Raw genomic sequence first — 23,895 nt, 5'->3', positions numbered from 1 at the left:
TTAACCTCTCGTATCATTGATTAAATGTTCAATTGAGTTTGTTGCTTTGAGTCCATTTCCGGTTACGACTCCAACGGTGATCTCGTCAGGTTTGATTTCTTGCGTTTTTATAAGCTGATCTATTCCTGCAAATGCCGTCGCTGATGTTGGTTCGATAAAGTATCCTTGTGCTCCCATTTCTTTTAATGCTGATTGAATTTGTTGGTCACTAACACTAATAAAATTTCCATTCGTTTTTTTGACAAATTGAACGATCTCATTCATTCGTGATGAACGCTTAATCTTAATACCCTCAGCAATGGTATTTTCTGATGTAATGTTAATTTCTTTATTATTAAAGGCTTGAACGAATGGCTGAATGCTTTCACTTTGAATACCAAAAAGGCGAGGGAGTTTGCTTATTTCTCCGCCTTTTAATAATTCAGAGAAACCGATATATGCTCCGGCGAGTAAACTTCCATTCCCTGCGGGAACAACAAAATTATCAGGAGCTTTATACCCACATTGTTCCCATATTTCATAAGCGATGGATTTGACGCCTTCGATAAATAGGGGATGCCAGTTATGCCCAACATAATGACTTCCATGAGTGACGCTGCTCTCTATTGCGGCTAGAGCAACATCTTCTCTTGTTCCTTCTATTTCAATACAGCTAGCGCCGTATAATCGCGTTTGTGTCGTCTTTCCTTTGGATGTTCCAGCAGGCACAAATATATTGCATTGTATTTTTCCTTTAGCGGCATAACCGGCATAAGCACTTCCTCCATTACCGCTTGAGTCTTCAGCAATGCTCGTTATTCCATGGTTGTTAAGGTAGTTGATTACAAGAGAGGCTCCTCGATCTTTAAATGAGCCTGTTGGTTGTAGCGAATCGAGTTTAACCAGTATTGGAGTTCCTGATATTTCAGCTTGGCAAAGAGGTGTGATGGTTTCATTGAAAGTGATGTTGATATCGTCTTTTTTTACTGGGAAAGCACTAGAATAGCGTCTAGGTGTGAATTCATTTTCTATGAGATCTTTTTTACTAAATGACGTTTGAGGTTTAACCCATAGGGCAGATCCACATTCACATTTTATGAGTTCAGGTTTCGGTGCGTATTCTTTATTACACGTCATGCAGATGTATTTCATGGATGATCACTTCTAAGTTTGATGAATTAGAAGAAATATTCTACGGGCGATTTTTTTATTTTATAAAGGAAAGCTTGGTATTCGTTCTATTCCCAAATGGAATAGGAGGAGAGAGCTATTCAAAGTAACTCTTATCTTGAATAACGCTTCAAAATTTGTTTAAGAGTATTATAGATTATCCTGACAAGGAGCGATGTGTTGTATACTTTGTGTAATATTAGTATGATGTACGGTGTGTGAGTTAAGAAAAGTATAAAGCTGAATTAACTATAACAGAACAAGATGATATCACTTGTTAGTAAGACACGGTGATAAGACGGTGGTGTAGGGTTATAACCAGGCTACTAAACTGATTAAAAAATGTAGGTGAAGAAATACGATATGTCAGGTTTAAATAAAACAATTATCTTACGAAATGTATATGCTCATAACTGTGTCGTATTATCTTCTTATGCAAGAAATCGTCTTGAAAAAGTGAATACTGAGCAAGAGTTATATTTTGCTTATGATGATATTAATCGTTTCATTAAAGATAATAAAAAAGAGCTAAATCTTAATAATGAGTTTGATAAGCTTAGAAAAGAACTATTGAACAAAGCCTACCAAACGAACAACCTTGATATATCAAAAGAAGTAAGAATATTAGTATCAGAGGTAAGTGATATTGGTGAGTTATTAGCAATCAAAGCCTATATTTTAAATCTTATACAAGATAAAGCATTTCTTAATGAGCTAAACAAATTAAAAAAGCAATTTTCAGAGAATAGAGAAGTTTCGGCATATTTATCAGAAATGGAGAAAAAGGGGATAAGTAATGACAATATTACAGAGATTTCCCAAAACATAAACTCGTTGCAAGAAGCATTAAACATTGATTTACCAGCGATTGATTACACGTTAAAAAAAGCTCTGCTAGGGCTTACTGAAGCTGAATTAAATGTAGTATTCAGTTGTTTAATGCATAAAAATTCTTATTCATCATACATGAAGGAAATTCCTGTAGGCAAAGTGAGTCTTAAATTTTTTGCTGCCCATCTTTCGAATGAAATTTGTTTATATGGTAATTCAACGCTTGATAATACATTAGGGAAATTTGCATTATATGACAACATCCGTTTTCAGAGTGCAATTCAACTTGGTTGGAAGAATAAGGAAAAAATAAGTGATTTTCTTATCGATTCAAAGAGACATAATCAGATAAAAAAAAGAGAGCAAATATTAAAAGGGATTAAAACGTTAGGCACAAGTACCTTTGACTCTGCAGATATTTTACTGAGTCACGTTGTACCAATTATTGAAAGATCTTATCAATACTCAAATATAGATATACATGGCGTTGATGCTATTTTAGAGAAAGATCTTAAGGTTGAAGAGACAGATCTTTTGATTGAAAGAATCTTACCTTATTTCAACCATGTTACTTACGAATGGGATTCAACTTTCGTTCGTAGGAATAAACTGCAGGAAGCGTGTAAAAAAAACTTATTTACGACAGAGCAAATGCATCAAGTTGAGTCGACATGGCAAGATTGCAGTAAAAACCCAAATAAACGCTATGTGGATGTAGCAGCTGCAATTATTGGAGTAGATAGTGGAGAAAAAATAGCAGACAAAGCGGTTGAGGAAATAAAGTTCTATCAAGAGTCTGTAGAAACATTAAGAAAACAAATTGCTGGAGAGCTCTGTGGAAATAGAGCTAAAGGTGGCGTTGATGCCGAGAGATATAAAGGCGATATATTTGAACGATTAAACGTAATATTCTTTAATAAAAATGCAAGATCAATGGGCTCTGATGTAAGAGCTTATACCACGGATGATTTAGGTTTAAAGAATCATCAAGTTATTGATATTATTGTTTTATCTGAGAAAGATAAGGCTTACTTTGATTCATTAAATAGTTTTGAAGATAAAAATGCGTTTATTTCATTACAAGACGATCATTGGCAAGCAAAGTGTAATAACAGCGCAGCAGAAAATATAAATAGCCTTAGTAAATATCAAGGGACAGGGTTTCTTGGAAGTCATAGTGAAAAGGATATTTTTTCTACATTGGGTAATAAATCTTCATGGTCAGAGAGACAAGTCGAAGCGTTTAGAGAAAACTACTCCGATACATTAAATGCCTACGGGATCAGTGGTGAAGCTTTTACTGTAGAAGAAACAATAGAGATAGCAAAGTGTTCACCAAGTGGACTATCTGATGAAGCTCAGTCAATTATTTTGAAGCGGATTGATGATGAACTAAAAGATGTTGGTAAGAATGTCGTTAATTCTGCGATTAATGCCGCTTTAATTGGTGGCGTTGTTTCTGCTTTTATTGAAGCAATTAGTTGTTATCAAGAAAAAGTGCCATTGAAAGTAGCTGCTAAGCGAGTGGCGAAACAAGCTGTCTTAGGTGCAACTAAATCAGCGGTTAGAGCCGCTCTAGTTACATTAGTCACAGCTTACGCAAAGAAATATGCGGCTCAAAAAGCGATGGGTGCAGTTGGAGCTAAAGCGCTCGGTAAAGGAGCGGGTATGGCTGCTGTGTTTGTTATTGAAACTGGTTGGGATTTATTTCAATATCAACGAGGAAAGATTGATGCAACGCAACTACAAGCAAATGTGGGTAATAATGCACTTGGTCTAGGAGCGGGAATAGGTATTGTAGTTATGATTGGTACTGGTGGCCTAGGTGCCGTGTTAGGTGTTGTCGCTGGAGGTACTATTAGCATATTGAATCCCGTTGGTCGATTTGTCGTAACTGATTATGAATCAATATTGAAATATGATCCTTATCGTGGAGATAAACTATCGAACTCTGTTGCTAGGTTTTCTCAGCAGGCTGAACAGGTAATGACATGATTGAAAACATAGAAAAACAGTTTGAAAGTGCGCTAGAACGTTTTGGTGAATCGGCCAAAACGGCAAAAGAAGTGGTGGAATCATCTAAAAGTATTGACCTCGGCATTGATGAAGAAAAGCTGGCAGGGTTATTAGATCTAGTCGATCAACGTATCAATAAAGTGGCGACTGATATTCGTAATGAAATGGCTGAAGAGCGAAAGCTAATCATCAAGCATGAAAAGAAATCCTTAATGATTAATATTGGTATTGCGACTATGGCTGTTGTAGCGTTTATTTTTAATAGAATGCTGGGGTAATAGATAACATGAGAGCTCAATTTTAAAGAGCAGTATGGTTTGTTTATCCATACTGCTTTAACTACATTTATTATAGATAACGCTTCTCTAGATGTGCTTTAAAGAAACTCGCATTTAGCACATCACCTGTTGCTTGCTTCACTAAATCATCGGTTGAGAATAGTGACGCCTTGCTCCAGATATTATCTGATAACCAAGTGAAAATAGGGCTTAAATCACCGCTTAGTGTGGCTTTCTCTACATCTACGGTTTGCTTCATTGCTGCCATAAACTGTGCTGCGTACATTGCGCCTAATGTGTAACTTGGGAAGTAACCAAAGCTGCCGTCTGTCCAGTGAATGTCTTGCATACAACCGTTTTTGTAATTGCCTTTGGTGGTTAAACCTAGGTACTGCTGCATTTTTGCATCCCACAGTTCAGGGATATCTTTATAGCTAATTTTACCGTTCATTAAATCACGCTCGATTTCATAACGTAAAATAACGTGGGCAGGGTATGTCGCTTCATCGGCATCTACACGGATAAAATCAGGGTTTACGCGTGTGTAGATCTTTTGCAGGTTATCTGTCTCAAAGATCTTCTGATCTGCGTTTATAAAGTTCTTTTGTACTAATGGCGAGAGCTGAGAGATAAATTCAGCACTGCGGCCTAGTTGCATCTCAAAAAACAGGCTTTGGGATTCATGAATACCCATTGAGCGAGCTTGTCCTACTGGCAGACCTGCAAACGCTTTTGGTAATCCTTGCTCGTAACGTGCGTGACCTGTTTCGTGCACGGTTCCCATTAATGATTGCACAAAATCGTTTTCATCATAACGCGTAGTGATACGAACATCTGTCGGTACGCCGCCACAGAAAGGGTGCATGCTCACATCAAGACGACCGTGATTAAAATCGAAGTTCAAAAACTTCATCACATCCAAACTCAGTTGGCGTTGTTGCTCTGTTGGGTAATTGCCCTCAGGTAAATAGATTGCTTCTGTTGCTTGTTTCTCTTGAATGTTTTGAATGAGCGTTGGTAGCCATGATTTTACGTCGTTAAATACTACATCCAGTTTTTCAGTGGTGGTTCCTGGTTCGTATAGATCAAGCATGGCATCGTAAGGGGTTAGGCCTGTGATCTCTGCGCGAATTTGTGCTTCTTCTTGAGATAGGGCAACCACTGCTGCAAAGTTTTTGCTGAAACCTTCCCAGTCATTTTCGCTACGTTGTGAGCGCCATGCATGCTCACACTTAGAGCCTGCAAGAGATTGCGCTTCTACTAAGCTTTCAGGCAGAGCCGTGGTTTGTTGCCATTGTGATTTCATTTCACGAAGGCTTGCTTGTTCATTAGTAGATAAAGATTCGGATTCTGCTTTATCAAACCATTCTGCTAGCTGCGGGGCATTACCAAGTTGATGCAAATGAACAGACAGCTCAGCCATGGCTTCTGAGCGAGCTTCGTTACCACCCGATGGCATTACGGCAGCTTGATCCCAACCACAAATAGCGGAAAGATGCTCAAAACGAGAGATTTTTAAATGGTGTTGAACGAGTTTTTGGTAATGGCTCATAGATATTCCTTCATTTTAATTATTCTGACTTTTAATGATTGTAACTCTATGTTTATCGCAAGGTAAAATATTTATAGTAATCAATGACATTAAACAGATAAAAAAATACCCCGCATTTAGCGAGGTATCAATTATCACAAACAGCGACAATAGGTTAACTGATTTTTACTGGCCAACCGTAAGATATGTATTCTTCAGCCAATTTCTCGGCAATATCGCGAGAAACGGTTGCTGAAATCCAGTTACCAAACCCCATTACTCGATATTCAAATTTTACGTGATTCATTTCTCATCTCCCCCTGAATTAATGCGTGTACTTTATCGGGCTTCGTACCAAATAACTTTCGAATTAAGGTCAAATAGATCTCTATATGGCCTAATTTATATATCCCTATTAAGTTTATTGAATGCAGGGAATGTATAGAGTTATTACTCAAATTTATAAATGCAACAATTAATGATAGTAAATTCGTGTTTAATCGTTATATTAACAATAATCTCAATCAAATATGGATATAAGCATGATAACGGATTTTTGGGCATTCTTTATTGCTATATTGTTACTAACAATGACTCCCGGGTTAGATACTGCACTGGTTATTCGTAACACTACTCGTGGTGGTTGGAAAGATGGAATAACGTGTAGTTTTGGTATCTGTTGTGGTTTGTTTGTGCATGCCACTATGTCTGCGGTTGGTTTATCCGTATTACTTGTAAGTTCTGCTGAATTGTTTACTGCGGTAAAAACCATAGGTGCTATTTACTTGATTTATTTAGGAATACAATCAATAAGAAGTACATTTAACCCGTATCAATCGCAGAACGTTAATAATGTGATAAACCGAGAGGGTCAGCCTTTAATGCTTTCATTTAAAGAGGGTTTTTTATCCAATATATTAAATCCAAAAACAGCGGTTTTTTATTTGGCTTTATTGCCACAATTTATTAACCCTGAATACAGTGCGTTTGCTCAATCGTTACTGATGGCGAGTATTCACTTTATTATTGCTATGTTTTGGCAGGGTGGAATTGCGCTACTGGTTGAAAAGGCGAAAGAGTTAATGTCTAGCGAGAAGGTAACGAAACGCATAGAAAGAGTGACTGGAGCCGTATTAGTTTTATTAGGTGCAAACTTATTGGTTTCAAAATAAAACTCGGATTAAATAAGAATGCTATACATGGATGTTGTTGATGTCATGAATAGCATTCTTTTTTTGCTAACTCTCTTTTGAACGAGCAGAATCTATCACGCTACCAATCTCTTCAGCTATTGTATTTTCTTCGTTTGGTTTTTTATCTTTCTTGGCAAAGTGTACGTGTATATCTTGCTGTGCAAAAGGGATCGAAATTCCTTCTTTATCAAAACGCAGTTTTACCTCGCGGGTAATATCCCAATACACATCCCAATAATCATCGGTTTTCACCCATGGGCGTACAATAAAATCGACGGATGAAGCCCCAAGTGTATGAACACGAATGTTCGGCTCTGGTTTTTTTAATGCGGCAGGGTGGGCATCTACTATTTCAGCAAGAATTTTCTCTGCGTGTTCGATGCTGTCGTCATAACCAATGCCAAATACCATATCGACACGGCGCAATCGTTCATGTGTGACGTTCTTAATTACGTCGCCCCAAATCTTACTGTTGGGTAAGATAATGATTTGGTTATCGAAAGTTTTGATCGTGGTGTTAACAAGGCTCATGGAGCTTACCTTGCCAGATACACCGCCAGCCTCAACAAAATCCCCGACATCGAATGGACGGTAGATGAGCAACATCATGCCTGACGCAAAGTTGGATAGGGTGTCTTGCAATGCAAAACCAATAATAATACCGGCAACACCAAAGCCAGTAAGAACGGGCGCGAGATCTAAACCAACTTTTGAGAACGCAATTAAAATACCAATAAAGTAAATGAGCTTACTCGACATGGAGACAAAAAAGTCTTGCATTAATTTGCTCATTCGTAAGTGTGGTTGTACAACGGCTTTTAGAACGACCCGTCTAGTGAGTCGAGCAACCATACGAGTTGCAAGTAATATTAATACAAAGACCAAAAACTTTAATAGCTGATCTGGAGCGTGCTTTAGAAGCCAATCAGTACCTGATGAAATCCAATTACTTAAGATAGCGGCGATAACAGGAACGTTGAGAATGTCTTCCGTTAAGTTTCCGGTAGTAAAAAACAACTGGCGCTTATAATCGGTGGTATTGATGTTTAACTGATCAGCAATAGCGATGAGTTTTCTTAGACCATAAGTTGAGTTTGTCACTTTTCGTTGAAAAATTAGATGTTCTAGGGTGAGAGCGGTTTTTTCTGAATCAGAAGATCGTTGAAGTTGATCTGAAAGCAATTGTTCTCGACTGGTATCAAAGCTTAAAGAGGCTGAAAGGAATTTGATTTTTTGATCGATGAACAGCGTAAATTCAGCCAATTTGTTATCTTCAGGACTGCCAAGTTGTGCGAGCCATTGATAGTTTTCAAGTTGATCGTTTAAAGCGAAGTAATAATAGTCTTTTGATTCTTTTAAGGTGTTTTGTAGTGCAAGTTTTTGTTCAATCGTTGCTTTATCTAGCTTTTCTTGTTTTTCTTTAATGCTTTTATCAAGATAAGCGATAGAACGATTGGCATAAGCGACTTGATTTTTTACTTCAGCAACCAGTAGAGGTGTGGTTGTTTCATCATGACGCTTAATTAAGTCAGCTAAAACGGCTCTTAGTTGGTTATTTTTACCAAGTTGCTGAACACGGATAACAGCAAGATCACTTCCTTTAAATGAGGCTGCTTCTTGTTTTAGTCGAGCGACTTCATTGTTTATTTTATCTAAATCAGCTAGATCTTGAGCTTCATTTGCAAAAGTAATTGTGCTGAAAAGTAAAAAGAATCCAATAAGATAGCGCATAGTGCCTCTACTGCTGTTGAAGTGGTATGAAATCTATTGTAATGAAATATATAGGAAAGTGGCAGAAGAACTTTATTAGAGAATGTCACAAAAATGAAAAAGCAGCCGTGAAAGCTGCTTTTGCTAGAGCATACTGAACAGATTATTAATCAAGCTCTTTGAACTCAGTGATAAGTGCTTTACAAAAGGAAAGAAAAAAACCAATTATCATCACTAATAAGACTGAGCCAAATATAAGAGTTAATATTTCCATATATCACCTCGATTTAAATACAAGGTGAGTATAGCAATTTATGTAGTATTTATCCTGCTTGCTCGTGAAGCAAATGTTGCAGTTTGTTTCTGCTTTGCTAATTATCGTTGCTTTTAACCGATTTTATACGTTGTTAAAAACGTTTGATTCTTTATTACTGCCTTGTTTATTAAAGAAAAGTTGCGTTTCTTCTATAATTATGTGGCGTAAGGCAATTAAACCGATTAAATTTGGGATCGCCATCAAACCATTAACAATATCTGCAATCACCCAAATGGTATCTAGGTGCATATAAGCACCGGAAGCCACTAAAGCAATAAAGATAATTTTATATGGAAGAACACCTTTAGTACCAAATAAATAGGTTACACAACGCTCCCCATAATAGTTCCAACCTAAAATGGTGGTAAAGGCAAAAAACATTAATCCAATCGATACAAGGTAAGGGCCTAGTTGTTCAGAGCCTAGACCAATAGCAAATGCTTGAGTTGTCATTAGTGCACCAGCAGAATCCCCTTGCCAAACACCAGTAACGACTAAGGTTAACCCTGTCATAGTACAAATGATCACGGTATCAAAGAAGGTACCTGTCATTGAAACAAGACCTTGTTTTACACAAGAATCCGTTTTTGCGGCAGCGGCAGCGATAGGAGCACTACCAAGACCTGATTCGTTTGAGAATACGCCACGCGCTACACCCGACTGAATAGCAAGCATGATAGACGCACCAATAAAGCCACCCGTTGCTGCTGTACCTGTAAAGGCGGATGAAATGACTAATTGAAAGGCAGCAGGCAGTGCTTCAGCTTGGAATAATAATACCGATGCACATGACACAACATAAATAACCGCCATGGTTGGAACGACTTTCTCTGCTACTTTCGCAATAGATTGAATACCACCAAGCGTTACAACGGCAACAAGGACAGTAAGGATGCCGCCGGTTAACCATGCAGGCGCGTTCATTGTGAGGTGAGCTGAATCTACAATCGCGTTAATTTGTGGGAAAGTACCAATCCCAAAACAGGCAACGCCTAAAGCAAATAGGGCAAACAATTTAGCGAGCCACTTATTACCCATACCGTACTCTATGTAGTACATAGGGCCGCCGATCATCTGGCCATTGCTGTCTGTTTTTCTGAATTTTACCGCTAATAAACACTCTGCGTACTTTGTAGCCATTCCAAATACGGCTGCAAGCCACATCCAAAATAGAGCACCAGGTCCCCCCATTTTTATTGCGGTGGCAACACCAACAATATTACCCGTACCAATAGTGGCAGATAGGGCGGTGCATAATGCAGCGAAACTAGATACATCACCTTTACCTGTACTTTGATTCTCTTCTTTTGAGAAGACCATTTTTAGTGCAGTCGGTAAGTGACGAAGTTGGAAAATACGAAGTCGGAACGTAAAGTAGATACCTGTACCCACTAATAAGATCAATAGAGGTGGACCCCAAATGAAGTTATCGATAGTAACAAGCGTGTTGTGAAAAGTGTTCATGGTTTCCCCTTAATAAAACATATAGAAAGGAGAAGAGAGAGTGGTGTACTAAAACTAAAAAAATAGGCAATAGTATAGAGCCGAGATTAATCGGATCACTTTCTCCTCTGTCCTTTTGCCTGAGAGTTTCACCGTTATCATTTTTCAGATAAGGGCTTGCTCCTTCGGCGGCCGATTTAACGGCTCTCTCCAGAGATTCCTCCAACTACAGTCCTCACCTTATTCATAAAAAATGAACTAGGCACCTGAAAGATTTACTTCTTCGGTGGGCGTTGCCAAAAATGGCGTTGCCGCTCTCCTGCAGTCTTCATCGGATCAACAAATTGTAAGCTACGTAGTAGCTAAGTTGAGTATGTTAGACAAGTCACATTTTTTTGTCATGCATTTTATTTACAAAATAGATAAAAATTGATCGAAAACGGTTTCTTTGTTCAAAATAACAACGATAACTCAAGTATTTAGAGTGTAAAAATGTGCTAAAGTATAAGAAAAGCGAGGTGTACTATGTTACGAGTTGCTGTCATTATTTTATTGTTTGCTCTTTCGGCACTGTTATTCAAATACAGAGCAAATGAAAAAATTCAAAAATCGGTGGTTTATACGTCAGTGATTGGTGTTGCTATTTATGTGGCATACATAATGATTTCAGAACTGATCCGATAAACTGTTTGTTACTTATAAAATGTGTAGAGAATGCATCTATACTATCTATTGTTTATATATGAATGCTTGAGGTTAATGCGTGAGTGTAGAAAATCAAACCAGAACGACTGACGATCATGACGAAGACGTTATCATTATTGAAGAAAAATCAAAAACAAGTCATTGGGTTGCTGGGGTTACCTTAATCATTGGTGCGATTACGGGTGGTCTCATTGGTTCGAGTCTGTCTGATAATAAATGGTCTGCGGCTTATACTCAGCTAGAAGCGAAAGCCAAGCAATATCAAACTGAATTAAAGCAAGCAAATGAGAAAAGTGCAGAGCTTGATATCCTGATCTCAAAAGAGAAGGAACAAGCGTTAGAAGCGCAGCAAAAAGAGCATGATGTTGAAAAAACGCAATTACTTACAACCGAAGCAGATAAGCGCTCGTCACTAAGTAAAAGTGTAGGGGCATTAACGTCTCAAAAAGCATCACTTGAAATGCAGGTAGAAGAGCAAGATAAGCAAATCACGACGTTGAGCAATCAAGTTGATTTGCAGCTTACGATGCTTTCTCGTGCAAAGCAGTTATTTCAGCGTCAGCTACAGTTAAAAGAAGAAGCGGGTGATCTAGAAGTAAAAATTGAAGTGACAGGGGCTAATGAGAAGCAACTTGCTAAAGATTGTGCTGTGTATTTGGAAGGCAAAAGTTGGGATGTGAAATCGGACGTATGTAAGCGTCAAGAAGAAGCAAAAAAACAGATTGCACAATATAATGATGAACTTCAATTATTACAGATGGACATTAAAGAGATCGATCGTATTAGCGAAGATTTAGGAATGTAAGTACTTTTCTCGAATAAAGAAACCACACATTGGTGTGGTTTTTTTATAGGCTTAAATTGTATTGAGAATTATTTCAGTAATTGGAGAAGATGAGTGAGTGATCAATCGGCGAAATTTGTTCAGGGCTCTACAATGCGTCATATATTGGTGATGTCGGGAACGGCTTCTATCGGATTAATGGCATTGTTTGTTGTTGATTTACTCGATATGTTTTTCATTAGTATGCTGGGGCAGGTTGAGTTAGCGGCGGCAATTGGGTTTGCTGGGACAATTATTTTCTTTTCTACTTCTGTTTCTATTGGCTCATCCATTGCAATGGGAGCTCTTGTTTCTAAGGCATTAGGAGCAAAAGAAAATGATAGAGCAAAACAGCTGGCTTCAAGTACTTTAGTTATCGCTTTTATTGTAAATAGTATTGTTACCATCATCATGTTCTGCTTTATTCCTGAGTTGCTTGCAATGATAGGGGCAAAAGGAGTAGTGGCAGAGAGAGCACAAGCGTACCTTTCTATTTTATTACCAAGTACGCCTATTATCGCGATAGCAATGGCTGCTGGGGCAGGCTTAAGAGCCGTTGGTGATGCGAAACGTTCTATGCTTGCAACGCTTTATGGCGGTCTTGTGAATGCGGTACTTGATCCTATCTTTATCTTTGGTTTTAACATGAATGTGGAAGGGGCTGCGATTGCTTCTGTTATTTCACGTTTGACGGTTTTAATTTTCTCACTCTATCCATTAATCGTGACTCATAAATTGGTCACACTACCTCAATGGAAAGACATCAAACATCATACGCCAGCCATATTTACTATTGCGATCCCGGCAATTATTACCAATACCGCAACGCCAATTGGAAATGCGATAGTGACCTCGACACTTGCACCATTTGGTGAGGATTTTGTGGCTGGTTTCGCCGTTATTGGCCGATTAATCCCTGTAACGTTCGCTGTGATTTTTGCTATGTCAGGTGCTGTTGGACCTATTATTGGACAAAATTACGGTGCTAAACGAGTCGATAGAGTAAAAGAGACGTTAAGAAATTCATTATTATTTTCATCGGTTTATTGTGTCTTCGTTTCTTTGATTTTGTACCTACTTCAAGATCAAATTATTGCTTGGTTTAGCTTGGTGGACGATGCTGCTCTTATTATGACGACATTCTGTACCGTGGTTGCTATTACTTTTATTTTTAATGGTGCCATGTTTGTTGCGAATACGTCTTTTAATAATTTAGGCAAGCCATTGTATTCAACGGCACTGAATTTAAGTAAAGCCACTATTGGTACCTTACCGTTCGTGTATTTTGGGGCGCAGTGGTATGGCGGTATTGGTGTTCTTTATGGACAAGCTCTAGGTAATATTGTGTTTGGTATTATCAGTATTTTGGTATTAAAAATTCATGTTTCTTATATGGTTAAAGAGCATTGCAAAGCCGTTTCGTCTGAGGATACTTTAGGGGATATTACGGTAACCATGACACCATTTTGTAATAATGATGCAGTGATTATGCAAAGTGGTGTTGAGAATAAGGAAAAGTTAGATAATCCCTCTCTGTCGGGATAAATAGACCATCTAATTAGTTACATTGATATTATAAAAGTTAACTCTAATAAAAAGGGTGCCGTTGTATAAATAAAATACAGTCGCCACCCTTTGTTATTTTAAGTCTTGGTACTATTTTTGTTTAGAGAGTTTTCTGCGTAAGAAACCAAACCCAAACAATGAAGCCAGCGCAAAAAAGTTAAATGATGCTGCTTTTTCATACTCGAGTGAAATAACGATAGGATCATGATCGGATGCTGAATACATGTCATTGTATTTCGCCATGTCCCCCGTGTATTTCGGACTGTATTCAAATAAATTACTTTCTGCTGCATTAATGTGCCAATCTTCAATTTCAGTAATACGTTCAACCAGTGATTCATTGGCTAAGGCGTGGTCAAGATTACCTAATTCACCAGAGTAGGTGTAAGAGAAGGTCTCTGTGCCATGTAGGTGTGTGTTTAGGTTGATATAACCATAACCTTGGGTTATTTGGCTGCCCGTTTCTTCATAAGGGAGTGGGTTACCTTCTTTATCAGTACCGAGTGTGGTGTAAGCTGCGGTAAAGATATCTCGGTTGTATTTCTCTTGGCTGTAATCGGTTAGTGTTAGTAGGGGATCTTCCATGCCATAGGCGTTCATATCACCTAGGATTAGAATATCGCCTTTAACGGTTTCAAGATCATCACCAATGGCTTTCGCTGCGGATACTCTAAAGCGGTTACAGTTACCTTGTAGGTCGGCTGGGTCGTTGTCTTCTTCAAAATTCTGCCATTGCTCGATACATTCTGAGCCTTTTGATTTTAGATGATTAACCACGACGGTTAATGGCTCTTTAGCTTCTTTAACCATGAATTCTTGCACTAGGCTATGACGTTGGTATTTGTCATAAGCAGGGTTAAATTCAATGGCGCCATTGTTGTCTCGAGTAATGGTGTTTTCGGCAATGTGTTGTTCTGGTGTTTTGATAACACGCGCTTTGCCTTTGAGTGTCACTTCACTTGGACGGTAAAGCAGGGCAACCATAATGGCATCTGAGCCTAAGTATTCGCCTTGGTACTTGTCTTTGTTTTTAATCTCAACGTATTTGTAGTGATCTTCTTCATCTTCAAATTGTGCATTTAATGCAGTGGTTAGATCATTAATCGCACTGTTTTCACCAAAGCCATTATTTTCAACTTCCATTAAACCAATAATATCGGCATCAATAGCAACGAGTGCCGATAAGATTTTTGCTTGTTGAACAGCAAAATCATCCGCATTAACGGCACCACGGTTTTGTCCTGTAGGGTTTGCATCACCGCCAGTCGCTACTGAGGTGAAGTAGTTTAATACGTTAAAGCTTGTGATGGTTAAATCTTCATCATCAATACTTGGTTCGTCTGTTCTCTCAACGTTAAATAGGGTTGAACCATCATCATTAAGTGCTTGAGTAATGATATTGTCTTGAGTGATTGTGTTTGAAGTAACTAAACGGTATTGACCGTAAGAGTAAGCAACAACACCTTCTAGGCCTTCAATACGTGCACCTAAGCGTAGATAGGAATCCGCACTACCGTCTTGGTCGATATCAGTACCAAAATCGGGGAAGTAAGGTACTTTTCCGTTCGCGGCTTTGTTATCAGATTCAATAGTAATTTGGCGTTTTGCATTTTCTTCTGCTAATGCAATGGCTTCAGAGCTTTCTGCAGCAAATAACTGTGTTGGTTTGAATAACGGTTCACCATGAGATAACACCATGTTGTTACGCTTGCTGCCATAATCAAAGCTAAAGTTTCGTGTAATACGCAGGTCTGAATGAGAAGTGAGTTGTACCTTCATTCCTTCATGGCGCTCTAATGCGTCTGCTAATGTTTCGCCTTCATTAATAACAAGTTTATTGACCTTAGCTGGAGATTCAGTCCTTTGAACTACGTAGTTATTGGTATCAGACTTTAGTTGTGTTTGGTTATAGTATTCTTGAACCTTGGCTTTTACGCACACAATTGCCCCTGGTTGGATCTCTTGTGATGGTGCACTGCCTGTGCTTACGAAGATACCTTCTGAGCTGTTGGGATCAAAGTCATCATTCAAACCCTGTAAATAAAAGCCTTTTAGCAAGCTTTCACCACGCGCAGTCACAATACCTTGAACGAAGTACTCTTCTTCAGAAATAAACCCACTGGTCACTAGAGGCGATTTATTGCCTGTTCCTTGAATTTGGTTTATTTCAGTAAAGGTTGGAGAGGAGCCTGATTCAGTTTCACAAGCAAATGGAGGAGGTGGCGTTACGCCTTCTTGATATTCACCAAGGCCTTCAATATTGTCTTTTGGTTTTTCAAGCCACATAGCAGCATCAAACGTTGTGCTAGGTGTTAAATCTGCTCGCACAAAACTCTTATCTTTGCCCCAATCTACATCGCCATCAATACCAATTCGATCATGCTCTACGCCATCTTTAAACAGCATATAAGTTTCGTCGCCATTGTGATTTACAATGCTTTCAGTACTGTTTGTTACGGTTAGGATTGAGTCAGATGATCTACTGTTTGAAATAACGTAAACGCTTTTTGCATCTAAGGTAATTGAGGATAAATCGAGATCATTTTTCCATTCGTTTAACCCATTGTATTTGGATTTAAGAACGTAACCAGAGAGTGATATAGCGTTGTCACCAGTATTACTAATTTCTAATGATTTATTGTAACTTCCGCCTTCAACATATTGAGAAATTATAATTTCTGCGTATGCATTACTAGAGAGGGCTAAGCCAACAGCCATAGCGATAGAGGTTTTTAATTGAGGTCTTTTCATTTCACTGCTTTCCGTAGTCATGTTATATGAATTGATGTTTCTTATTTGTTTTATCTATAATTTAAAGCTCTCATATTGATATGTTATAAACATTACTTTTACATGAATAATGTGAGACTAAGCAGTGTCGTTACGCTATTAATTTGGCAGAAGTCAATTTAATAACAAAAATAGTAATAGTGTATATACAAACAGGTCCTGTTGAGTGGATGCAAACAAATATGCATTACTTAAAGTAAGATTACATTGAATGTAGATATGGATCGTAGAGAAAGGGATAACTATGGAGTAGGTCTTTTTCTGTATAAATAATATGCAATGATGGTTCATCAATGAACAGTATTATTTATATATAGGAGATCATTAAATGAAAAAGGTCCAACTCTCAACACTTGTTGCTTTGGGAGTACTTTCTCAACCTGTTATTGCTTTAGATGAGCCAAACACAGCCACAATTGCGATTTCACTGGCGATGAATTACGAGAGTTCAGTTGATATTGATGCCTACTGGTTGAGTGAAAAACTCGATGGCATAAGGGCCTACTGGTCTGGTTCTGAGCTGTTAACTCGAAAAGGACACAAATTGCACGCGCCAGATTGGTTTACCGATCCTTTGCCTGATCATCCTATTGATGGGGAGTTATGGGCAGGTCGTGGTGGTTTTCAAAAGGTAGCGAGAACGGTACTTGATTCAGAGCCTGACGAAGCGTCTTGGAGAGACATTCGATTTATGATGTTTGACTTACCTAGCTCTGCGGGGATGTTTCCAAAACGGTACTATGAATTATCAACCATGATTAAAGCGCTTGATATTCCACATTTAAAATTAGTAGATCAACATCCGATAAGCTCTGAAGAAATGCTGTTTGATGTATTAGAAGATATTTCAGCACGAAAAGGGGAAGGGGTAATGTTGAGAAGAGTTGATGCTGTATACCGCCCAGGACGACATGATGATTTGATTAAACTGAAAAAACATCAGGATGCAGAAGCAATTGTTATTGGCTATACTGCAGGAAAAGGAAAGTATCGGGGTATGGTTGGGGCATTGATATTGAAAATGCCAGATGGAAAAGAATTTAAGATCGGCAGTGGGTTAACGCAAGCGTTAAGAGAAGAACCGCCTAAATTGGGGCAGCAAATTACTTACCGATATAATGGCTATACAGACAACGGGATACCTAAATTTGCACGATATCTTGCGGTGCGGGAAGGGTATTAACGATAGAGTGCTTATTTTAGATGCACTCTATCTTTGAGGGGGATTGTTGAAAAATGATTAAGCGATTATTGGCTTGACGCTATCACGCACGACTAAAGTAGGCTCAAGCTGTATTACATGATTAGTTTCTGATTTGGTTTGGATTTTTTCCAATAATGAATCAACGGCTTGCTGCCCTAATCGATGTTTTGGCTGATGGATAGTAGTTAATGATGGCGTAATGTATTTAGCCATTTTAATATCATCATAGCCCACAATAGAAAGATCATTAGGCACAGAAATACCTTTTTTATTAGCGCAATTAATCACACCCATTGCCATCATGTCATTACACACAAAGAGTGCGCTAGGTAACTTCCCTCGACTATGAAGCTCATTAAAAGCGGCCTCTCCACCTTCACATTCAAAGTCACCAGAGGCAATCCATTCTTTATTGATCGCTACTCCTGATTCCTCCATCGCTTGCACAAAACCACTTAAACGTTGTTGTGCTTGTAGCTTATTAAGAGGACCCGTTAAACAACCAATCTCAGTATGTCCTTGTTCAATTAAATGCTTTGTTGCTAGATAGCCACCGTGGTGCGAGTTGTCTTGAATTTTATCACTAGGAAAATCAATCAAGCCCCAATCCATTACCACTGTTGGTACAGCTTGGTATCGAGAGAATAATTCAAGTACTTGATTTTCAATTTCGGTGCACATTAGCAATAAGCCATCAACACGCTTTTGTAATAGGGTATCTAGGCTTGAGTGAACGCGCTTAGCATCGCCTTCGGTATTACATAGAATCAGGTTATAGCCCATTTCATAACAACGACGCTCAACGCCTTTTACGACTTCACCAAAGAAGGGGTTGGTAGAAGTCGTAACTAACATGCCAAAGGTTTTTGTATGATTGACTTTTAAGCTACGAGCGAGTGCAGAGGGGGCATAATTTAGCTCTGTGACTGCGGTCATTACTCGTTCAGAAATGTCTTCACTAACAAAGCGTGTTTTATTTAAAACATGACTTACTGTAGAGGTTGAGACACTTGCATGTTTGGCTACATCTTTGATTGTTGCCATAAATTCAATCCTTTATTTATGTCTTTATGAGCAAATCACAAAGGTATTTTGCTCATAAAGACATCAAAATCGGTATTAATGCTCTAGTAAAAAACGTTCTACTTCTGTAATAGAAGGAATAGAGGTTTGAGCACCCATTCGAGTTACTGAGATTGCCGCCGCAGCATGAGCAAATTTGATTGCATCGTCCAATTTACGGCCAGACTGTAATCCTGTTAAAAACGCGCCATTAAAAGTATCACCGGCACCTGTTGTGTCAGTTGCTTGAACTCTAAAGCCTTCAACTTGGCGACCAGAACCATTTTGGCTGATCCATACTCCTTTACTGCCAAGGGTGATCATTACCGTTTCAATACCCTTTGCATGAAGGGCGTCAGCAGCCAGTTGAGCACTTGCCATATCGGTTACTTCAATGCCTGTTAGTAATTCAGCTTCTGTCTCATTTGGAGTAATCATATCAACAAGTTGCAATAAGTCATCACTTAATTGATGCGCAGGGGCTGGGTTTAATACCACTTTAGTACCTGCGGCTTTGGCAACTTGTGCCGCTTTTTCGATGGTTTCAATAGGGGTTTCAAGCTGCATTAATAGGGTATCAGCCGCTTCAATTAATCCGTGATGAGGGGCAATACGCTCTGCTGTTAGTCGTGCGTTTGCTTCGGCGGAGATACAGATGCTGTTTTCACCCGTTGCAGCCACTTGGATCATTGCAATGCCTGTTGGGGTGTTTTCTTCTATCATTACGGCTTGGGTATTAATGCCATCGATTTTAAATGCTTCAATCATTTGGTGACCAAAGCTGTCGTCACCTACGCTTGCGATAAATGCGATATCAGCACCTAAACGAGCAGCAGCAACGGCTTGGTTTGCGCCTTTACCTCCAGGAATAACAGAATAGCTGTGACCGTGTAACGTCTCACCAGGGCGAGGGAAAGAAGCAACTTGAAGAACGTGGTCTGCGTTTACGCTACCTAAAACAACTAATTTATTCATAATGTGCCTTGTTTCTTATCTGTGACCGGAATGTGGTCTTAAAACCTATGGGTAAATGTTTTTTCTTTACTTCATTTAACGATACGTTTTATATCTATTTTTGCTCTTCTAAGAAGAGTGGAGCATCGATACAATGTAGTTGTGAGCGTATCAATGCTCCCGTTTTATTACTTTATGAGTTGATTACTTAGTAATAACTTTTAGGTCAACTGGGATGAATTTTTCAACAGTTTCGCCTTTAAGAACTTTAACCGCTGTTTCTACACCAAGTGCACCAATTAGGTCTGGTTGTTGTGCAATCGTTGCACCAAGTAGGCCACGGTTAACCGCTGCAATACCGTCTTCTGTGCCATCAAAACCAACGATTAATACGTCTTTACCTGATGCTTGAACAGCACGTAGAGCACCTAACGCCATTTCATCATTTTGAGCAAATACTGCTTGAACATCAGGGTTTGCTGCAATCATGTTTTCCATTACGTTAAGACCTTTAGTACGGTCAAAGTCAGCAGGTTGGCTACCAAGTAGGGTCAGATCGCCATTATCAACCGTTTTCATGAAGCCTTCACCACGCTCACGTGCTGCCGATGTTCCAGCGATACCTTCAAGTTGGATAACGCGTGCTTTTTCGCCCACTTTTTCCATGATGAATTTACCTGCCATCTCACCACCAGCAACGTTATCTGAGGCAATATGGCTTACTACGTCACCACGGCTTGCACCACGGTCAAGCGTTAATACAGGGATGCCAGAGCGGTTAGCCATACGAATCGCATTTGATACCGCATCAGAATCTGTTGGGTTAATTAGAATTGCTTTTACACCACGAACTGTAAGATCTTCAATGTTTGAAAGCTCTTTACTTGGATCATTTTGAGAATCCAGAACAATCAGTTTGTAGCCTAGGTCTTTTGCTTTTGCTTCAGCACCTTCTTTCATGGTCACGAAAAATGGGTTGTTCAATGTAGACACGACCATTGCCATTGTATCTTGAGCCGCAGCTGTCGATGCGAAAGAGGTAGAAAGTAGGGCTGCCGAGATTAGGGTTGCTAACTTTTTCATTCTATATTCCTTGTAGAGTGTAGGGCGGCACAATTCAAACAGGGTACGTCTGGTTGTGCCTATTTTTGTTTTAAACAGCAAACGAATGTATAGGGGTGAAATTTTTGTATTACGTTCTTATATAATTTAGTGCGTATTACTTGCTCTTGTTGTCCACTAATACTGCCAGTAGGATAACTACCGCTTTGGCAATCATTTGGTAGTAAGAAGAAACATCTAATAAGTTCAGTGCGTTGTTTAAGAAGCCGATAATCAGAGCACCAATTAGCGTACCCATGATGCGACCTTTACCACCAGCGAGGCTTGTACCACCAAGTACAACCGCTGCGATAGCATCTAGCTCATAACCCATACCTGCTGTTGGTTGAGCTGAAGAAAGACGAGACGTTACGATTAAGCCAGCCAGTGCAGCAAGTAGACCACAGATTGCGTAAACACCGATCTTTACGCGATCCACATTGATACCAGATAAGCGAGTTGCTGATTCGTTACCACCTAGAGCATAAACGTAGCGACCAAAGCGTGTGTGGTTTAGTAAGTACCATACAGATGCAAACACGATAACCATTAGCCAAATTGGAACAGGGATGCCAAGTGCGTAACCTGTACCGAACCATGCAAAGCTGTCTGCAACATCGGTAAAGCCAGTTGAAATAGGGCGACCTTCTGTGTAAACCATTGTCACACCACGTAATAACGTCATGGTTACTAGCGTTGCAATGAATGCTTGAACTTTACCTTTTGCGATAATAATACCGCTGATTGCACCTAGAGCAGCACCAGCAAGTAGCGCCGTTGGAACCGCAATCATTACTGGAATTTCAAGGCCAATCATGGTTGCAGCAAAGGCACCACAAAGGGCTAATACAGAACCAACGCTTAAGTCGATACCCGCAGTTAAGATAACCAACGTCATACCTACCGCGATAATCGCGTTAACTGAGGTTTGGCGCAGGATGTTTAAGATATTGTCGACAGTGAAAAAGTTGTCGTTTAAAAAGGAAACCACGACAATCAAAAGTAATAGCGCGATTAACGATTTTTGCTCAATCAGCCATTCTTTAGAAAACATGCCGCCTTTCTTTTGTTGCGTTTCAGATGAAGTCATTGATTTAGTGCTCATGCTATTACCTCGATGTTTTGCTCAACAGTTTTACCTACTGCACAAGCCAATAATTTTTCTTGGTCGGCATCTTTTGCCATGAATTCGCCACTGATACGGCCTTCATGCATAACTAAGATACGGTCGCTCATTCCTAATACTTCAGGCATTTCAGATGAGACTAAAATAATGCTCATGCCTTCGGCTTTAAATTGGTTAATTAATTGGTAGATCTCTTTTTTCGCACCAACATCAACGCCACGTGTTGGCTCATCTAAAATCAATACTTTAGGACGAGTCATAAGGCCTTTAGCAATCGCCACTTTTTGTTGATTACCGCCAGACAAGTTACCGATAATTTGGTCGCGAGTAGGGGTTTTAATATTGAATAAGCGAATGAAATCTTCTACTGCTGTGACTTCCGCGTAATGATCAATCTGGACACCTTTTGATAACTGATCTAACGAGCATAAAGACATGTTCTCTTTAACGGATAAACCAAGTACTAGGCCATCACCTTTACGATCTTCAGAGATATAAGCAATGCCGTTTGCCAAACCATCACGAGGAGAGATTGGGTTAATCATCTTGTTGTTCAGTTTAATCGCGCCACACGTCATTGGTGCTGCACCGTAGATAATTTTCATTAATTCAGTACGACCTGCACCCATTAAGCCTGATACGCCAAGGATCTCGCCGCGATCTAATGAGAAGCTAACATTGTGAACACCAGGGCCAGAAACATCGAACAGCTCTAATGATTTTTCATTGTGTTGAACATCAATACGAGGGTATTGCTCATCAAGACGACGGCCTACCATCATTTCAATTAGTGTGTCTTCATCGATATCTGCAACTACACGTTCGCCAATGAATTTTCCATCACGAAGGATAGTAATGTCATCACAGATCTCGAAGATCTCTTTTAGGCGGTGTGAGATATAAACAATGCCACAACCTTCATCACGAAGCTCATTGATCACTTTAAACAGAGATTCAGTTTCAGTATCTGTTAACGCATCTGTTGGCTCGTCCATGATGATAACTTTAGATTTGAACGACAGTGCTTTGGCAATCTCAACCATTTGTTGCTCACCTAAACTCAGTTCACCTAATAGCTGACGAGAGTGGTGTTTTACATTCAAACGTTTCAGTAGAGCATCTGCATCACTGTACATTTCAGCCCATTTGATGCCACCAAATGCATTGGTTTTCTCACGGCCTAAGAAGATGTTTTCAGCAATGGTCAGTTCAGGAATAAGGTTCAGCTCTTGGTGAATAATACTGATACCTGATTCTTGAGAGTGTTTAGGTCCATTAAAGTTAACCGCTTTGCCTTCATAGCGGATTTCGCCAGCATCCATTGCGTAGATGCCCGTTAGTGACTTCATCAAGGTTGATTTACCCGCGCCATTTTCACCCATCAGGGCCATGACTTTGCCGGGATAGACATTAAGACAAGCACCATCCAGAGCTTTCACGCCTGGAAAGGCTTTCTCAATGCCGTTTAATTCTAAGATAGCTTGAGTCATAACGTGTCCTATTTAAAATACAACGCCAGATTGGAAAATAACGTTAGCATAAGGAGTGCATTCACCTGTGCGAACAATCGCTTTGCTTTGCTGTGTGTGTACTTTAAATGCCTCGTGAGACACGTAAGAGATGGTAATTGATTTTCCACACAGCGCTTCTTCAGCAGCAATAAGTGTCATCAGCTCATCGTGTAGTTGTGGGCTAACGGTTTTGAACTCTTCAGCAACAATTACGCCTTCAATTTGCATTTCAGACAATGTCGCTTTTACGGTATCAATAAAGGTTGGTATTCCCTGAACTAATGCTAAATCGATTCGTTGTGATTCTTCAAAAATCGGCAGGCCAGCATCGCAAATAGTGACTTCATCAGTATGGCCAAGTGTGGCGATTACATACGATAACTCTGCGTTTAGTAGTGTATTTTTCTTCATGAGAATACCTTTAGTTAATTAATTATGAACACATACTGCTTGTTTAATGCCCATCGAAACGTTTGCGTAAACGTTTCGATGGTGAATTTAGAGCAATAAATAGCACTTTGCATCTAAGAATGTAACTAAGTGTGATCAAACGCAGGAATCTAATTGATGAAAGACTAAATAAGAG

General features: G+C 39.3%; 19 protein-coding genes and 1 riboswitch. Of the genes, 7 read left to right on the top strand and 12 right to left on the bottom strand.

What is annotated here, in order from left to right:
- Complete coding sequence (locus PVK63_RS03785) at positions 1 to 1,131, bottom strand: threonine synthase (RefSeq protein WP_130087284.1); 1,131 nt, start codon at positions 1,129 to 1,131, stop codon at positions 1 to 3.
- A gap of 381 nt (positions 1,132 to 1,512) precedes the next feature.
- On the opposite strand from PVK63_RS03785, the gene PVK63_RS03780 reads away from it, so the two are divergent.
- The gene (locus PVK63_RS03780; RefSeq protein ID WP_274439850.1) at positions 1,513 to 3,975 is read left to right on the top strand and encodes a hypothetical protein; all 2,463 of its coding nucleotides are present in this window, start codon (positions 1,513 to 1,515) and stop codon (positions 3,973 to 3,975) included.
- On the top strand, positions 3,972 to 4,274 hold the full coding sequence (locus PVK63_RS03775) for a hypothetical protein (protein WP_130087280.1): 303 nt from the start codon (positions 3,972 to 3,974) through the stop codon (positions 4,272 to 4,274). Before PVK63_RS03780 ends, PVK63_RS03775 begins: the two co-directional genes overlap by 4 nt.
- 70 nt (positions 4,275 to 4,344) lie before the next feature.
- On the opposite strand, the gene PVK63_RS03770 is transcribed toward PVK63_RS03775, so the two are convergent.
- Positions 4,345 to 5,826 carry a carboxypeptidase M32 gene (locus PVK63_RS03770; RefSeq protein ID WP_130087278.1) on the bottom strand — a complete coding sequence of 494 codons (1,482 nt, stop codon included), beginning with the start codon at positions 5,824 to 5,826 and terminating at the stop codon, positions 4,345 to 4,347.
- 154 nt (positions 5,827 to 5,980) lie between these two features.
- A complete protein-coding gene (locus PVK63_RS03765) occupies positions 5,981 to 6,112 on the bottom strand; it encodes a hypothetical protein (protein ID WP_130044623.1) in 132 nt (43 codons plus the stop codon).
- Positions 6,113 to 6,347: 235 nt separating this feature from the next.
- Here PVK63_RS03765 and PVK63_RS03760 point away from each other — a divergent pair, with 235 nt between their 5' ends.
- Positions 6,348 to 6,977 carry a LysE family translocator gene (locus PVK63_RS03760; protein ID WP_130087277.1) on the top strand — a complete coding sequence of 210 codons (630 nt, stop codon included), beginning with the start codon at positions 6,348 to 6,350 and terminating at the stop codon, positions 6,975 to 6,977.
- Between the two features lie 66 nt (positions 6,978 to 7,043).
- Here the strand turns inward: PVK63_RS03760 and PVK63_RS03755 are convergent, their stop codons facing one another.
- Positions 7,044 to 8,729 carry a mechanosensitive ion channel family protein gene (locus tag PVK63_RS03755; protein WP_130087275.1) on the bottom strand — a complete coding sequence of 562 codons (1,686 nt, stop codon included), beginning with the start codon at positions 8,727 to 8,729 and terminating at the stop codon, positions 7,044 to 7,046.
- 376 nt (positions 8,730 to 9,105) lie between these two features.
- The gene (locus tag PVK63_RS03750) at positions 9,106 to 10,488 is read right to left on the bottom strand and encodes an alanine/glycine:cation symporter family protein (RefSeq protein WP_130044620.1); all 1,383 of its coding nucleotides are present in this window, start codon (positions 10,486 to 10,488) and stop codon (positions 9,106 to 9,108) included.
- 97 nt (positions 10,489 to 10,585) lie between these two features.
- Positions 10,586 to 10,691: riboswitch (glycine riboswitch) on the bottom strand.
- Positions 10,692 to 10,992: 301 nt separating this feature from the next.
- Here PVK63_RS03750 and PVK63_RS03745 point away from each other — a divergent pair.
- From PVK63_RS03745 to PVK63_RS03735, 3 genes are all read left to right on the top strand, one after another.
- On the top strand, positions 10,993 to 11,151 hold the full coding sequence (locus PVK63_RS03745; RefSeq protein ID WP_130044619.1) for a hypothetical protein: 159 nt from the start codon (positions 10,993 to 10,995) through the stop codon (positions 11,149 to 11,151).
- A gap of 79 nt (positions 11,152 to 11,230) precedes the next feature.
- Positions 11,231 to 11,977 carry a hypothetical protein gene (locus tag PVK63_RS03740; protein ID WP_130044618.1) on the top strand — a complete coding sequence of 249 codons (747 nt, stop codon included), beginning with the start codon at positions 11,231 to 11,233 and terminating at the stop codon, positions 11,975 to 11,977.
- Positions 11,978 to 12,070: 93 nt separating this feature from the next.
- Entirely contained in the window at positions 12,071 to 13,540 is a 1,470-nt protein-coding gene (locus tag PVK63_RS03735; protein WP_130087273.1) for an MATE family efflux transporter, read from the top strand.
- A gap of 111 nt (positions 13,541 to 13,651) precedes the next feature.
- Here the strand turns inward: PVK63_RS03735 and PVK63_RS03730 are convergent, their stop codons facing one another.
- Complete coding sequence (locus tag PVK63_RS03730) at positions 13,652 to 16,312, bottom strand: ExeM/NucH family extracellular endonuclease (RefSeq protein WP_130087271.1); 2,661 nt, start codon at positions 16,310 to 16,312, stop codon at positions 13,652 to 13,654.
- Positions 16,313 to 16,679: 367 nt separating this feature from the next.
- Between PVK63_RS03730 and PVK63_RS03725 the strand changes: the two genes are divergently transcribed.
- A complete protein-coding gene (locus PVK63_RS03725; protein ID WP_130044615.1) occupies positions 16,680 to 17,534 on the top strand; it encodes a DNA ligase in 855 nt (284 codons plus the stop codon).
- Between the two features lie 57 nt (positions 17,535 to 17,591).
- Here PVK63_RS03725 and PVK63_RS03720 read toward each other — a convergent pair whose 3' ends face one another.
- The 6 genes from PVK63_RS03720 to rbsD form a co-directional block, all read right to left on the bottom strand.
- Complete coding sequence (locus tag PVK63_RS03720) at positions 17,592 to 18,599, bottom strand: substrate-binding domain-containing protein (protein ID WP_130047554.1); 1,008 nt, start codon at positions 18,597 to 18,599, stop codon at positions 17,592 to 17,594.
- Between the two features lie 75 nt (positions 18,600 to 18,674).
- A complete protein-coding gene (gene rbsK / locus PVK63_RS03715; protein WP_130087269.1) occupies positions 18,675 to 19,592 on the bottom strand; it encodes a ribokinase in 918 nt (305 codons plus the stop codon).
- Positions 19,593 to 19,775: 183 nt separating this feature from the next.
- Positions 19,776 to 20,654 carry a ribose ABC transporter substrate-binding protein RbsB gene (rbsB, locus tag PVK63_RS03710; protein ID WP_130047552.1) on the bottom strand — a complete coding sequence of 293 codons (879 nt, stop codon included), beginning with the start codon at positions 20,652 to 20,654 and terminating at the stop codon, positions 19,776 to 19,778.
- A gap of 136 nt (positions 20,655 to 20,790) precedes the next feature.
- On the bottom strand, positions 20,791 to 21,777 hold the full coding sequence (rbsC, locus tag PVK63_RS03705; RefSeq protein WP_130047551.1) for a ribose ABC transporter permease: 987 nt from the start codon (positions 21,775 to 21,777) through the stop codon (positions 20,791 to 20,793).
- On the bottom strand, positions 21,774 to 23,288 hold the full coding sequence (rbsA, locus tag PVK63_RS03700; RefSeq protein ID WP_130087267.1) for a ribose ABC transporter ATP-binding protein RbsA: 1,515 nt from the start codon (positions 23,286 to 23,288) through the stop codon (positions 21,774 to 21,776). The genes rbsC and rbsA overlap by 4 nt, the downstream gene beginning before the upstream one ends.
- A 12-nt stretch (positions 23,289 to 23,300) precedes the next feature.
- Positions 23,301 to 23,720, bottom strand: a complete 420-nt coding sequence (rbsD, locus tag PVK63_RS03695; protein WP_130087264.1) for a D-ribose pyranase — start codon at positions 23,718 to 23,720, stop codon at positions 23,301 to 23,303.
- Positions 23,721 to 23,895 lie beyond the last annotated feature (175 nt).

The sequence above is a fragment of the Aliivibrio sp. S2TY2 genome, from assembly GCF_028765525.1.
Lineage (GTDB): Bacteria > Pseudomonadota > Gammaproteobacteria > Enterobacterales > Vibrionaceae > Aliivibrio > Aliivibrio finisterrensis_A.
The sequence above is the reverse complement of the archived record's forward strand: the minus strand, read 5'-3'. Positions and strand labels throughout refer to the sequence as shown.

What these genes read in the sequence shown, in the direction of transcription:
- PVK63_RS03785 (WP_130087284.1), bottom strand. Translation starts at nt 1,131, where the DNA reads ATGAAATACATCTGCATGACGTGTAATAAAGAATACGCACCGAAACCT.
- PVK63_RS03780 (WP_274439850.1), top strand. Translation starts at nt 1,513, where the DNA reads ATGTCAGGTTTAAATAAAACAATTATCTTACGAAATGTATATGCTCAT.
- PVK63_RS03775 (WP_130087280.1), top strand. Translation starts at nt 3,972, where the DNA reads ATGATTGAAAACATAGAAAAACAGTTTGAAAGTGCGCTAGAACGTTTT.
- PVK63_RS03770 (WP_130087278.1), bottom strand. Translation starts at nt 5,826, where the DNA reads ATGAGCCATTACCAAAAACTCGTTCAACACCATTTAAAAATCTCTCGT.
- PVK63_RS03765 (WP_130044623.1), bottom strand. Translation starts at nt 6,112, where the DNA reads ATGAATCACGTAAAATTTGAATATCGAGTAATGGGGTTTGGTAACTGG.
- PVK63_RS03760 (WP_130087277.1), top strand. Translation starts at nt 6,348, where the DNA reads ATGATAACGGATTTTTGGGCATTCTTTATTGCTATATTGTTACTAACA.
- PVK63_RS03755 (WP_130087275.1), bottom strand. Translation starts at nt 8,729, where the DNA reads ATGCGCTATCTTATTGGATTCTTTTTACTTTTCAGCACAATTACTTTT.
- PVK63_RS03750 (WP_130044620.1), bottom strand. Translation starts at nt 10,488, where the DNA reads ATGAACACTTTTCACAACACGCTTGTTACTATCGATAACTTCATTTGG.
- PVK63_RS03745 (WP_130044619.1), top strand. Translation starts at nt 10,993, where the DNA reads ATGTTACGAGTTGCTGTCATTATTTTATTGTTTGCTCTTTCGGCACTG.
- PVK63_RS03730 (WP_130087271.1), bottom strand. Translation starts at nt 16,312, where the DNA reads ATGAAAAGACCTCAATTAAAAACCTCTATCGCTATGGCTGTTGGCTTA.
- PVK63_RS03725 (WP_130044615.1), top strand. Translation starts at nt 16,680, where the DNA reads ATGAAAAAGGTCCAACTCTCAACACTTGTTGCTTTGGGAGTACTTTCT.
- PVK63_RS03720 (WP_130047554.1), bottom strand. Translation starts at nt 18,599, where the DNA reads ATGGCAACAATCAAAGATGTAGCCAAACATGCAAGTGTCTCAACCTCT.
- rbsK (WP_130087269.1), bottom strand. Translation starts at nt 19,592, where the DNA reads ATGAATAAATTAGTTGTTTTAGGTAGCGTAAACGCAGACCACGTTCTT.
- rbsB (WP_130047552.1), bottom strand. Translation starts at nt 20,654, where the DNA reads ATGAAAAAGTTAGCAACCCTAATCTCGGCAGCCCTACTTTCTACCTCT.
- rbsC (WP_130047551.1), bottom strand. Translation starts at nt 21,777, where the DNA reads ATGAGCACTAAATCAATGACTTCATCTGAAACGCAACAAAAGAAAGGC.
- rbsA (WP_130087267.1), bottom strand. Translation starts at nt 23,288, where the DNA reads ATGACTCAAGCTATCTTAGAATTAAACGGCATTGAGAAAGCCTTTCCA.
- rbsD (WP_130087264.1), bottom strand. Translation starts at nt 23,720, where the DNA reads ATGAAGAAAAATACACTACTAAACGCAGAGTTATCGTATGTAATCGCC.